10 protein-coding genes and 1 riboswitch are annotated in these 13,713 nt (G+C 38.5%); of the genes, 3 read left to right on the top strand and 7 right to left on the bottom strand.

Annotation, left to right across the window (positions count from 1 at the left end; all coding sequences use genetic code 11):
• Positions 1 to 114: 114 nt before the first annotated feature.
• Entirely contained in the window at positions 115 to 822 is a 708-nt protein-coding gene (locus tag ACGLXV_RS11570; RefSeq protein WP_391558706.1) for a M48 family metallopeptidase, read from the top strand.
• A 128-nt stretch (positions 823 to 950) separates the two neighbouring features.
• Positions 951 to 1,033: riboswitch (cyclic di-GMP riboswitch) on the top strand.
• Between the two features lie 61 nt (positions 1,034 to 1,094).
• Entirely contained in the window at positions 1,095 to 2,171 is a 1,077-nt protein-coding gene (locus tag ACGLXV_RS11565) for a GGDEF domain-containing protein (RefSeq protein ID WP_391558705.1), read from the top strand.
• Between the two features lie 52 nt (positions 2,172 to 2,223).
• On the opposite strand, the gene ACGLXV_RS11560 is transcribed toward ACGLXV_RS11565, so the two are convergent.
• From ACGLXV_RS11560 to ACGLXV_RS11535, 6 genes are all read right to left on the bottom strand, one after another.
• Positions 2,224 to 3,810: a bifunctional metallophosphatase/5'-nucleotidase gene (locus ACGLXV_RS11560; RefSeq protein WP_391558704.1), complete on the bottom strand. Its 1,587-nt coding sequence runs from the start codon at positions 3,808 to 3,810 to the stop codon at positions 2,224 to 2,226.
• Positions 3,811 to 3,887: 77 nt separating this feature from the next.
• On the bottom strand, positions 3,888 to 5,291 hold the full coding sequence (gnd, locus tag ACGLXV_RS11555) for a decarboxylating NADP(+)-dependent phosphogluconate dehydrogenase (RefSeq protein WP_391558703.1): 1,404 nt from the start codon (positions 5,289 to 5,291) through the stop codon (positions 3,888 to 3,890).
• A 16-nt stretch (positions 5,292 to 5,307) separates the two neighbouring features.
• Positions 5,308 to 6,654, bottom strand: a complete 1,347-nt coding sequence (locus ACGLXV_RS11550; RefSeq protein WP_119706789.1) for a GntP family permease — start codon at positions 6,652 to 6,654, stop codon at positions 5,308 to 5,310.
• 21 nt (positions 6,655 to 6,675) lie between these two features.
• Positions 6,676 to 8,214 carry a gluconokinase gene (gene gntK, locus ACGLXV_RS11545; protein ID WP_391558702.1) on the bottom strand — a complete coding sequence of 513 codons (1,539 nt, stop codon included), beginning with the start codon at positions 8,212 to 8,214 and terminating at the stop codon, positions 6,676 to 6,678.
• Positions 8,207 to 8,938, bottom strand: coding sequence for a GntR family transcriptional regulator (locus ACGLXV_RS11540; RefSeq protein ID WP_119706791.1), 732 nt, complete (start codon positions 8,936 to 8,938; stop codon positions 8,207 to 8,209). Before ACGLXV_RS11540 ends, gntK begins: the two co-directional genes overlap by 8 nt.
• Positions 8,939 to 9,116: 178 nt before the next feature.
• Positions 9,117 to 10,445, bottom strand: coding sequence for a YheC/YheD family endospore coat-associated protein (locus ACGLXV_RS11535; protein WP_391558701.1), 1,329 nt, complete (start codon positions 10,443 to 10,445; stop codon positions 9,117 to 9,119).
• Positions 10,446 to 10,613: 168 nt separating this feature from the next.
• Between ACGLXV_RS11535 and ACGLXV_RS11530 the strand changes: the two genes are divergently transcribed.
• The gene (locus ACGLXV_RS11530; protein WP_391558700.1) at positions 10,614 to 12,011 is read left to right on the top strand and encodes a UDP-N-acetylmuramoyl-tripeptide--D-alanyl-D-alanine ligase; all 1,398 of its coding nucleotides are present in this window, start codon (positions 10,614 to 10,616) and stop codon (positions 12,009 to 12,011) included.
• 5 nt (positions 12,012 to 12,016) lie between these two features.
• Here ACGLXV_RS11530 and ACGLXV_RS11525 read toward each other — a convergent pair whose 3' ends face one another.
• A complete protein-coding gene (locus ACGLXV_RS11525; protein WP_391558699.1) occupies positions 12,017 to 13,123 on the bottom strand; it encodes a YheC/YheD family endospore coat-associated protein in 1,107 nt (368 codons plus the stop codon).
• Positions 13,124 to 13,713: the final 590 nt, after the last annotated feature.

Here is a 13,713-nt window from a genome sequence, read left to right as displayed (position 1 = left end):
AAGGGATGTCATGAAAATCACATGACAAATGTCATTTTTACAAAGGCTCTTGAGATCATATAGGGAATCATCATAAAATGGAGGGTATAGCATTTCGCAGATAAAGGTGATGACATGATACACAACTATTCAGGTGAAACGATCAGTTACAATATAAACTACAAAAAACGCAAGTCTATTGGAATTTCCGTTGATGTTTATGGAAATATTGAAGTCCAGGCTCCTAAAGGAACACCCAATGAGTATGTGCTTTTATTTATCGAAGAAAAATGGGACTGGATTCAAGAGAAGTCTAAGGAAATGAAGGCGCGAGCGCTTGGACCGCAGGAAAAGGTTTATGACCATGGCGAAAGTTTTCTTTATTTAGGAAACACCTACCCCATCCAAATCTTTCACGACGCAAATCTTACGCAGAATCATGTGAAGTTTGAAGAAAATAAACTGTTTATCTATGTAAAAGAGTTAGAGGAAGAAAAAATTAGACAGGCACTAAAGCGCTTCTACTATCAGCAATGTAAGACATTGGTAGAGAAGAGTATTAAGTCTTATCAAAGCAACTTTAAAATAAAGCCAAAGGTGGTCCGTATTAATGACAGCAATCGTACGTGGGGAACTTGTGATTCCAATCAGCAGTTAACTTTTAACTGGAAGCTTGCGATGGCACCCCAAAGGGTAATTGATTATGTGGTTGTGCACGAAATGTGCCATATGTTGCATTTAAATCATGATCGTTCTTTTTGGAGACTTGTTGGGAAAATTATGCCGGATTACAAGGAACAAGAAAATTGGCTAGCTTTTTCTAGTTGGAAAATGACAGTATAGTAAGGCGAGAGTCCTCATTTATGAAGGCTCTTTTTTTATGTCACCAATTGGTTGATTTTACAATTTGCAATCATATATCTATCCATCAATATTGCGAGTATAATAGTACTAAAGTAGTAATTATTCCAATTACGAAAAGGCAAATCTACTGAAAGGTAGAGACGCAAAACCGTGGGTCTAAGGTGAAAGCTAAGATTGCCAGGTTATCGAATACAGCCAGAGATGGCTTTCACGAAGTGCTAACATGCTACGTGAAATTGGAGGAAGATCAAATGAATAGAGAAGAGATGTTTGATAAAAGGTTACTTATTCGTGATATATTGAATACCCTATGGGTTATTATTGGACTGTATTTGTTAGGGACAGGTATACACTTTTTTCTTACTACTTATGATAAGTGGTTATTTTTTTTAGAAGTGATTTTATTTCCATTATTTAAATTTATCGCTGTCATGGCATGTGCAGAGCTGTTTATGAGTAAATTCCGGAAACACACGGAGTACTATATCATGATTGTAATTACTCTTTTTATTAGCATCATAATTATTAGTATTTACGATAAAGTAATTTTGATGGTTTTACTCATTACTCCTGTTCTGGTCTCATTGTTTTTCTATAATAAAAGAATCATTCGCTTTTCAGTGTTTATATCGATCCTCACTTTTTTATTCATTTATTTTTTTTATGAACCGGTACATGCTTCTATGGATACAGCAGATTTGATTATTATTATCTTAATTTTATTAGGGATTTCACTACTTATATACAGCCTCATGAAACATAGTGATCAAGTGATGAAAGAATTGTTAAAAACAACAAAAGAAAAAAATGATCTATTCTCTAAAAACATTCAAATGGAAAGGCTTTCCCGGTTAGATCCTGTTACGGAGTTATATAATCACAGGTCTTTTCATGAACAGTTGGATTCGATTGTTGGTTTACGTTCATCAGAGGAGTTAAACGTTCATGTAGCCGTCCTTGACATTGATAATTTCAAACAAATCAATGATACGTTCGGCCATAGAGCTGGAGACAGTGTCATTATAGAAGTCGCAAGGCAAATTAAATTTTTCTCTGTTGGCGATGACTTTCCTTCTAGGTACGGAGGAGAGGAATTTGGAATTATCACAATGGGAACGTCGGAAGAGGATTTTATTATAAGGGTGGAAAACATCCGGGAAAGTATTGCAAACACTAGTTTCCCTGAGCTCAAAGGGCGACACGTAACAATCAGTATTGGTGTACAAAAACTGTTGCCTGGAATGAACAAGGAAGATCTCTTTAAAGGGGCAGATACAGCACTTTATACAGCAAAGAGAACAGGGAAAAATAAAACGGTAGTTAATTAGGGCAGAATCAGGGAATGAAGAGTGACAATGGGGGCTAACCATTGTCACCTTTTTACGTTTGAATTACCTTCCAATTATCATTGACTGTAGCTTTTACTGTTCCATACTTGGAAAAATAATTAGCAAGCAGTTCAGTCATGTCGATTTGAATTTCTTTTATGACTTTCTTTCCCTTATACATAGAATAGTTCCCACCACCGGTAGCGCGGTAATTATTCATGACCACGTGATACTTTTGCTTCCGATCCAAAGTTTCACCATTCTTCATTAGAGAAACAATTCGTTCACCAACTGGTTTTCCAACATCAATTGTGTATTGAATTCCTTCCCACATATCGTAATTATAATGTTGAGGCTTAGGGTCGATGAATTGGGGATTTACTGCTATTTCTCCATTTTCGTTTACGATAAAATAAGTAGCGCTTTTTTCTAATCCATCCTTAATATCTTGTCCCGTTAGCTCTAATACCGTCAACGTATTTGGATAGATATAATTTGAAACAATATCCCTCATCGTTACGTTCGTTGGAAGGCCAATGGCATGATTGCTGAACAGAGCGGTGTTGGATATATCAACGTTACTTGCTTCCATTTGTACCTGGTTGATAAATTCTATAAAAGGGTGTTCTTTTATACGCGCAAGGAAAGGATCTTTTATGATCATATCGCCTTGAATACGTCCGATGGGTTGATCGAGCCAATTTTGCGTTTTCTCTTCGTAAGGTAGAATCAATCGTAATATTTCCTCATCTTCTTTCCACTCCTTAACCGGAACAAGAGAGGCTTTTTTAGAAAGACACTTCCATTTATGATCACGATCCAAAGTAAACTCTATATCAACCTGCCCCATACAAACTCCACTGTTTCCAGGTTGAACAATCGTAACACCGTTTAGCTCATCGGCCAATAAGCGGTGCTGATGTCCCGTTAATAACACATCAATGCCTTCTACTTCTTGGCATAGTTGATAGGCTTGGTTTTCACCTGTGACCGCTTCGGTTGGTTCTCCAGTTTTGAGGTTTCTTTCAAAGCCACCATGATAGGAAACAACGAAAAGATCAGGTTGTTCGTTTTCTTTGATATGAGGAATCCACTTTTTAGCACTTTCCACAGCATCCTCAAATTCTAATCCATCTATATGTTCTGCTTTCTCCCAGTTTGGGATATAAGGTGTTGTTAAACCTAAAATGGCCACCTTTATGCCTTCTGGAAGTATTTTAATGGTGTAGGGTTTGCCAAAGAAAGGTTCTTTTGTTTGATTGTTAAGTATATTGGCAGATAAAATGGGAAATTGAGCTTCAGAGACGCTTTGTTTTAATGTGGATAGGCCATAGTTGAACTCATGGTTTCCAATGATAGCTGCATCATAATGTAGTTTGTTAAAAGTTAGAATAACGGGATTAGGTAAATGACTTTGCTTTTTTACATAGTGATAGGTTAATGGTGTACCTTGAATACTATCACCATTATCAATTAGAAGGAGGTTCTCTTCCGTTCTACGGAGGTGTCGGATATAGGTAGCGATTTTGGCTAAACCAATGGATTCGTATGTATTGGTTCCATATAAAATAGGGAAGATCTGTCCGTGGGTATCACTAGTTTCTACTATTGTTAGTTTCGCGTAATTATGCTGATTCATGACACTCGCCCCTTTCCCTACATGGTGTCATTATACAGAAAAAGGTGCATGACCACAAAGGGCCAGCACCAATTATATTATTTCCATTCTGTATGGAAAATTCCATCCCGATCATTTCGCTCATACGTATGTGCTCCAAAATAATCACGTTGGGCTTGTAAGAGATTCGCATGTGACCGACCGGTACGATAGCTATCGTAGTAGGTGAGGGAAGCACTTAAACAAGGGAAGGAGATCCCTAATTGAATTCCCTCACATACGATATTTCTTAATCCTTGTTGGTATTTCTTCAGCTTTTCAGCAAAGAAAGGAGCAACAAGCAAGTTAGCAAGATGTGGATTCTCTTTATAAGCTTGGCTAATGACATTCAGGAACTCTGCTCGAATGATGCAGCCACCACGGAAAATTAGCGCAATATCTTCTAATGGAAGATTCCAATCATAAAGCTCTGAAGTCGCTTTATATTGGTTGAAGCCTTGAGCATATGCACAAATCTTCCCCATATATAAAGCTTGTCGGACGTATTCAATATATATTTCTTTGTTCCGTTTCGAGTGCAGGGTGGATGGTCCTTCTAACATTTCTTCTGCGGCCACTCGTTCTTCTTTTAAAGAAGAGACATAACGAGCAAACAATGATTCGGTAATGATGGATGTAGCTATTCCATTGTCAATTGCTTGAATACTCGTCCATTTACCTGTTCCTTTTTGACCGACCTTATCTAGAATCACATCAATAAGTGGGAGTCCAGTTAAATCGTCTCTTTTTCTTAAAATCTCAGTTGTGATTTCTATTAAGTAACTCTTCAATTCCCCTTGATTCCAAGTTTCAAAGATATCAGCAATTTCATCAACAGATAAAAGCAAGGTATCTCTTAAAAACGAATAAGCTTCGGTAATGAGTTGCATATCGGCATACTCAATTCCGTTATGGACCATTTTAACAAAATGACCAGAACCTTTTGGTCCAATATATACACAGCAAGGTGTCCCGTCTACCTGTGCAGCAATCTTTGTTAGAATAGGAGCGACCTTATCGTACACTTCCTGGTCTCCACCTGGCATGATGGAGGGGCCAGTTAAAGCCCCAACTTCTCCACCAGAAATTCCAATTCCTAGGTACCCAATACCTCTTGCTTTTAGGTCCTGATATCTGCGTTCGGTATCTTCGTAGTGGGAGTTTCCACCATCCATGATGACATCGCCTTCCTCAAGATAAGGAAGCAAGGCTTGAATCACAGAATCAATCGGAGCACCTGCTGTGACCATAAGAAAGATTTTTCTAGGTGTTTCTAACGATTGAACAAAATTCTCAATATCATAGAAAGGGTGGATAGACTGACCATCTAGTTTTTGAACAAGCTGATCAGTTAAGTCCCTTGTATAATTGTAGACGCTTACTTTTTCACCGTTATTAGCCATGTTTAAGGCAATATTACTTCCCATAACCCCTAAACCAATGACTCCAATGGTATTGTACATCTAATTTCGACTCCTTTTATACGAACAAGCTTAGTAATAGAATAAATCCTAATCCAGCTACAGAAATAATCGTTTCTAGCAATGTCCATGTAGCAAATGTTTCTTTCATGCTTAAACCAAAATACTCTTTAAACATCCAGAAGCCCGCATCGTTTACGTGAGAAGCAATTAAGCTACCAGCTCCTGTTGCTAGTACGACTAGTGCAAGGTTTACATCCGTTTGACCTAACATCGGAATAACCAAACCAGCTGTTGTTAAGGCAGCCACAGTAGCAGATCCTAGAGAAATACGTAGAATTGCTGCAATGATCCAAGCAAGTAAGATTGGTGATAAAGAAGTTCCTTTGAACAACTCAGCTACATAGTCACCTACGCCACCGTTGATTAATACTTGCTTGAAGGCACCACCTCCACCAATGATTAATAGCATCATTCCAATATGAGAGATAGCTGTTGTACAAGATTCCATTACGTTTTTGATTGGAATTTTTCTTGCTAATCCCATCGTGTAAACGGCAAATAATAAGGAAATCAACATAGAAGTACCAGCATTACCGATAAAGCGAATCATTGCTAGGAAACTATTATCCTCAAAGCCCATTGTTTTTTGAAGCAAAGTAATAATCGTAGCGATGGACATTAAAATAACAGGAAGTAAAGCGGTAAACACACTGATACCAAATCCAGGTGTATCTTCAAGCTTAAATGTCTTTTGTTCACCTAATGAAGCGATATTACCTGTTTTTGTAAATGATGCTGGAACTAACTTCTTTGCAATCTTTGTAAAGACAGGTCCAGCTAAGATAACGGTTGGAATAGCAATAATGAAACCATAAAGTAACACTTCACCAATGTTTGCACCATACTCACCAGCAATAACTGTTGGTCCTGGATGTGGAGGTAAGAACCCGTGTGTTACAGATAAAGCAGCTGTCATTGGAATACCAAGATACAAAATAGAAATCTTTAATTGTCTTGAAATCGCAAATACAATTGGAATTAATAAAACTAATCCTACTTCAAAGAATAAAGCGACACCGATAATGAATGAAGCGGCTACAACAGCCCATTGAATATTTTTCTCACCAAATTTGTTTACTAGGGTCATCGCAATTCGTTGCGCACCCCCAGAGTCTGCAATCAATTTACCTAGCATTGCACCTAGTCCAAAGATCAATGCTAAGTGGCCGAGCGTACCACCTAAACCTGCTTCAATAGTTGTAACGATTTCATCTAATGGCATACCAAGTGCTAAAGCCACCCCGAAAGAAACGATAATTAATGAAATAAATGTGTTTAATTTTAACCCCATGATCAAAATGAGTAAAGCGATAATTCCTACTCCGACGATAACTAATGGCATCGTAGTTTCCCCCTAAATAATTTATTTTTGTATTAAGCCTCTTTGATAATTGGCAATTTGTTTATATTCATTTTCTAGCACTCTTGATAAGTTAATGAAAATCGGCAATAGCTGTCTATATTCTTTTACCGCCTCTTCATTTGGTGTGTGTTTGTAAGTGCTGCCAATCATTTCAGAAGCAATTTCAAATGACTCGATTTTTCCTGTCGCAAGTAAGCCTAAAATACATGCTCCTAAACAAGAGCTTTCATAGCTTTCTGGAACAACTAATTCAGATTCGAAAATATCGGACATCATTTGACGCCATACATCTGATCTAGCAAAGCCTCCCGTTGCTTGAATGCGAGTGACAGGACCCTCCATGCATTCTATTAGAGCTAGGAAAACCGTGTATAAATTGTAGATTACGCCCTCTAGAGCGGCGCGAATCATATGCTCTTTTTTATGTGAGAGCGTTAAGCCAAAGAATGAACCACGTACATCTGGATTCCAAAGTGGAGCCCGCTCACCAGCTAGGTAAGGATGGAAAAGCAAGCCGTCGGCACCTGGTCTTACGCGTTCTGCAATCTTCGTTAATACCTCGTACGGATCAATTCCAAGTCGTTTTGCTGTTTCAATTTCTGAGGAAGCAAATTCATCTCGGATCCAGCGAAGAATCATTCCGCCATTATTTACTGGCCCACCTATGACCCAGTGATTTTCAGTTAGTGCGTAGCAGAAGATTCGTCCCTTTTCATCGGTTTGTGGCTTCTCAATAATTGTTCGGATCGCTCCACTTGTACCAATTGTGACAGCGATTTCACCTTTGCGAATAGCATTCACTCCAAGATTGGAAAGTACGCCATCACTTGCACCGATAACAAAAGGAGTTTTGACATCAAGTCCCATTTGCGTTGCAAAATCTGGATGAAGGTCAGTAAAAACTTGTGTGGTTGGGACCAACTGTGACAATTGATCTCTCGTAACGCCTGCAATCAATAATGCCTCTTCATCCCAATCCAAGGTTTGGAGATTCATCATGCCCATGGCAGATGCAAGGGAATAATCGACCACATACTGGTTAAATAACTTTTTGAAAACATATTCTTTTATCCCGATGTATTTCTTTGCTTTTGTAGCAATTTCTGGGCGGTCATTGGTGATCCAAGCCATTTTACTTAATGGTGACATCGGGTGAAGAGGTGTTCCGGTGCGTTTGTACACCTCATGACCATTCAGTTCCGTTTTAATCTTATGCGTCCAAGCTTCACTGCGATTGTCAGCCCAAGTGATACATGCCGTAAGAGGCTGGTCATTTGTATCGATAGCAATCACGCTGTGCATCGCACTGCTGAATGAAACAAACGCTATATTTTTTTGTGGGTTTTTCTTTGTGATGTTTGAAACGGCTTTCAAAACTGCTTGGAAAATTTCTTCCGGGTCTTGTTCAGCTGTTGAAATATTGGGTGTGTAGAGAGGGTAGCCAATATTCTCTGTTTGAATCACTTCGCCTTTCTCAGTAAAAAGAACGGCTTTCGTACTGGTTGTTCCTATGTCTACACCTAACATATAGCTAGTCATTTTCCTGTTCTACTCCTTTAGAAAGCATTTGTTGTGACATCCAGAGATCATCTACTTTTCCTTGAACATCATCAAAATTTTGATGTAAAGATTGAACCATGAGGGTTCTTTCTTTTGTTTGAATGGCTTCAATATATAATTCGTGATTTTTAATAATTCGATCAAAGTCTTCGTACTTTTCCTGGAAACGTGCTCTCATTGATAAAAGAATGAAGCTTTCCATGACGGGTCTTAAATTGTTCCATATCATTAGCATGTACGAATGATTGATGGAACGAATAATGGTTTCGTGGAATAGGAGATCCTGATAGGAGAACTCATCGGCATCTTGATACTTAATAGCGACTTTCATCATTTCAAGTATCTTACTAAGCTCCTTAACTAATTCAGTCACATCCATTCTTACTAATCGTTCAAACACAAATGTTTCAATAAGTAGACGAACATCATATATTTCTTCTATTTCTTTTTCGGTTAACCCAATGACAACGGCACCCATTCGTTCTAGTCGAATGATGTTTTCTGATGCAAGTACTTTTAACGCTTCACGAACAGGTGAACGACTCACAGCAAAATCTGCAGCTAGTTTATTTTCAGAAATGATGGCACCGCTTTCAATTAAACCAGAAATAATTCGCATTCTAAGCTCGCATGTCACACGATCGCCAGCAGAAGCCTTTGAGAGCCATTTTGATGGATATAAAAAATCCTTAGATTCGGTCATATCTACACCTTCCTGTTAATCAAGTATACTTGTATACAAGTATTATAACTCTAGGTTTTTAATTTTTGCAAGCGCTTTACAAAAAGTTTTTTTTGGAAATTTTATTAAACTAGTATGTTATCCCTAAGTAAATGCCTTATTTACAATAAAAAATGCTACCCAGATGGAGTAGCATTTTTTAAAATCCTTCTAAATATTTGGCATACATCATGTTTTTATAACGTGCTAAGTAAAAGGCATGCCTGTTATTGGCCTTTAGTGCGATATATGGATCTGGGTTTTGATGATTAATCTCAATTACATAGAGTTTTCGATTTTCATTCATTCCGATATCAAAGCCGATATTCGCAAGGTGATATCCTTGTTGTTCGAAAAGAGCCAATATTTCTTTTACTAATGTATTAATCTTTAAGAGTACTTCTTCAATCTCCTCTGAATCTAGTTTCCACACATTTTTAAGGGTAGCAGAAGCCATTTCGGTTTGTCCGCCTGCCGTAATATTGCTTACCAATTGTCCCTTCGCACCGTACCTTGAATATACTCCAAGGTTATCCCATAGACCCCATTCATTTTTAATCATCATCACTCGAAAGTCAATCATCCGATCATCATATGTCATTAAAGGAATAGTCTGTTGTACTACATACATATAAGGAGGAAGGTTAGCTTGGAAAAAGCTCATCATTTCTTGCTGGGTAGAAAAGCTTTTTACATGTTTACTATGGTTTACATAAAAAGAAACAGCAATGTTGTCGGCTGTTTGAACCACCTTGAAAATACGCTTACCTAATCTCCCGTTTATAGGTTTGATATAAATACTTTTATAAAGATGCAGCATATGACTGATGTCGTTAGGTTCTTGATAAAGAGTCGTTTGAGGTAACACATGATCAAACTTTGGAAGGAGTATCTTGTGCATCTCCCATTTTGAAAAGTGTGGAAAGTTAAATACTTTAGGACCTAACACTGAAGTTAAATGGTTTATTTTATCATGAAAGTTTTTATATTTTGAGGTTAAGCTTGCCTCGAGAATCGTCATAACGGTTGCTGGATAAGGAAACGTTCCGTATTTCCATGATTCGTGTTCGGGTTGATATAAAAAACCGGAAATGGTCTGTTGCTCAGTATGAATACTTTCGAGAGAAAATACAAGAATGGCTCCACCTATCTGCTGATATCTTTTCACGAAGCTCTTATAGGTAAAAAGCATTTGTTCAACTTTTTTATCTGTCAGCTCTGTAAGAATGCCTATAAATGGACCAATCCGTATGAGATTGTCATTTAGTAGGATGTCGTATGAGCAGGTTAATGGGATTTGAAGCTCTTGGATAATATCTTCTGATAATAGAATCACATTTCCTTCAACAGAGTCTGAAACCTCTATTTTCACCTCGACGGCCTTAACACCGAATGTTAAGCTTCCGTTTCCCTGTTCAGGAGTCAAGGTAGAATGAGGAGAAAATGTGATGGTATGCTTTGTTTGATTACATGGTTTAATATGATGCATGATTTTCACCTCCAACTTCAAGCACCTGTTTCTTCTTGTAGTATATGTACACACAAGAAGGTAGGAATGTGTTTTGCGCAAAGGATTGGAAAATGGTTAAATGCCCTTACCATAAATGGACTTTTTCAATAGAATAAACCAAAGCCACAAAAGAGAGTGGGTGACATCATGAAACATCTGCATTTAAACCAACTACTTCCTGTTTTTGGGGGAAAGGTAATTCACGGAAATGGATCGCAAGTAATAAAAAATGCTGCAAAATACGGGGAACATGTCATAACCGATCATTCATTGGTTTTTATTGTAAAAAAAGGAAAAACGTTGCCCTTACCAACGAAGGTTTCCTCCATTACGGTCGTAACCTCCACACCTAGATTGTTGAAACATGTTAGTAGTGACACAACGATTGTCTATGTACCAGATGTAAAAAAGGCGTACTATCAGTTTATTACCTTTTACAGAAATCTTTTTACCCTACCTGTGATCGGGGTGACAGGTACCTCTGGAAAGACGACCACAAAAGAGATGATCTCATGGATTTTATCAGAAAAGCAAAAGGTGGTAAGCACGTATTTAAGTCATAATGGTTTAAGAAGAAACTTGGATTATTTATTGGAAATAGATGATACCAAGGACAGTGCCATATTTGAAATGGGGGTTTCAGGTCCTAATCAGTTGCTGTATTCAGCCCGATACTTCCGACCACAAATTGGAATTATCACAACCATTGGCACCGATCATATTGAAGGATTTAAAAATCAAGATTTATATGTAAAAGAAAAGATTAAGATGGTTCAAGCAGTAGGACCTAAAGGGACGTTAATTCTAAACCATGATAATCCGTACTGTAGAAGGCTCAATCTGGAATCTTTTAAAGGAAAAGTCATTTATTACGGAATGGAGAAAACAGCCGATTTTTATGCTCATTCCGTGACTTTTAATCTGAAAAAAAATGGAATGGACTTCGTAATTGTTTGCAAAGAAGGGGAGTATTCTGCCTTTGTCCCAGGATTCGGTAAGCATAATGTGTACAATGCGTTGGCCGCAATCATCGCATGTTCATTAGTCGGTAAGAGCATTCCTGAGACCATTACTAGATTACAAACCTTTTCACACGTAAAAAGTCATCTTCAGTTCCACAAAGGAATCAAGGGGAGCCTAATCATTGATGATACATGGAACACCAATCTTACATCCATCGAGGCAGCATTAGAAGTGCTTAAGGAAACGGCAGAAGGAAGGAAAACGATAGCAATCATCGGAGAAATAGAAGAACTAGGAGATTATTCCGTATCCGAGCATCAAAAGGTGGGAGAACTGGTTGTAAAAAACAAGGTGGATATATTAATAGCAATCGGAAAGGACGCCATTCCAACCTGTCAAAAAGCAGCTGAATTAGGGATGAACAGAGCGAATATTCACCATCTAACTAGTCATACAACCTTGATGGAGTTGCTGAATCGTATAGTCGACAAAAACACATCTATCTTATTGAAAACCTCGATGCGAAGATCCTTTAAAAACACACTAAGCCAATTAATTATAAATGGAAAAGAGTCTGATTAGAGAGTTTACTCTATCAGACTCTTTTTTTGGGTAATTAAAAACTTCGCATAATCTATAGGCGTGCTAAAAACAGATTCCCATTCTGGGTTAATTAACTTCCCCTCCTTGAACAAGCCACTAACATAGTCGGAAATAAAATTACACTCAATAAAATAAGGGGTACCATCTTTTGTAATACCTAGATCAAATCCGAGATCGGCTAAGTGTGGGAAGTGTTGTGCAAGGTAATTAGCTACATAAAGGGAAAAATCGGAGATCGTTTTAACAAGCGTTTGATAAGAAATGTTCGGATGGGTGACGTGGGCGATACTTTTTAAAGGATAAGTCGTTCCACCTTGAGCACCATTCGTCAGAAAATCATTGTCTTGGGCTACCTTACACATAATTCCAGATACTTGGAATTCCCCTTTCAGATTTCGTTGGACCGCTACCCTCATATCAAATGGCCTTCCGTGAAAGGTAGCGAGAGGAATCAGCTTCTGAATCAAATACGTATGCTCGTGGATACGCTTCTGTAAAATGGCAGGCAATGTTTTCTGAAATGCTATTTTTTTTAGCTCTTTATCTCCCTTTGTTTTATAGGAAAGTACCCATCCGACAGGAAGTCTTTCAAGCTTCATGGTGCCTTCACCGAATTCTCCGTAGCTCTTTTTTAAAATAAGACGGTCATACCTAGTCACAAGCCTATTTAGGTTGTCTATTGTAAATAACTCTGTATCTGGCAAATGCTTTCGAATATGCGAATCTTTGTTAAGAATCTTGTGAACAGTGTATTTGTCCACATCATAATTAGGAATATTGAATACAGAAATCCCGTTTTGGGTGAGTGATTGTATATGTGCTCGGTAGGCAGGGAGATGGTCTAGAACTCTCGAGTAAATCACTTTGGGGGAAGGAATTTGTTTTAGGCGATAGTTCGTGTCTTCTTTTACATAAGCCATCACCGTCTTTTCGTTTGGCCGAACGTCAAAAAAACGAATATAACAGGGAGTCAAGCCATGCTTTTGGGCAGTGTTTTCCCAAATGGAAAACATACTTAAAACATTACCCCTTAAATCAGGCATATTGACATAGGTTGATTTCGGGATAATGATTCCAATATAGTTGTTCACATTGATCGTACTCCTTTCATAATAAGGTATTCAATGGAGGGGGTGGAGTGACTGAGATAAGAGTGGTTTTATTCGGACAGGGGCAGTGAAACTAGGTGAAGGAGAGTTTGAATAGGTTGGTCATTCGGACAGGAGCGGTGAAACTTGGCGAAGGAGAGTCTGAATGGAGTTGTCATTCGGACAGGGGCAGTTGAATCAAAGCGAAGGGGAGTCCGAATGGGGTGTTTATTCGGACAGGAGCGGTGAAACTAGGCGAAGGAGAGTCCGAATGGGGAGGTCATTGGGACAGGAGCAGGAAAACTAAGCAGAGCAGAGTCCGAATGAGGTGATGATTCGGACAGGGGACAGTTAATCAAAGCGAAGGGGAGTCCGAATGGGGTGCTCATTTGGACAGGAGCAGGAAAACTAAGCAGAGCAGAGTCCGAATGAGGTGATGATTCGGACAGGGGATAGTTAATCAAAGCGAAGGAGAGTCCGAATGGGGTGTTCATTCGGACAGGAGCAGGAAAACCAAGCAGAGCAGAGTCCGAATGAGGTGATGATTCGGACAGGAGACAGTTAATCAAAGCGAAGGAGAGTCCGAATGGGGT

This window comes from Robertmurraya sp., assembly GCF_036676585.1.
GTDB lineage: Bacteria > Bacillota > Bacilli > Bacillales > Cytobacillaceae > Robertmurraya_A.
The sequence above is the reverse complement of the archived record's forward strand: the minus strand, read 5'-3'. Positions and strand labels throughout refer to the sequence as shown.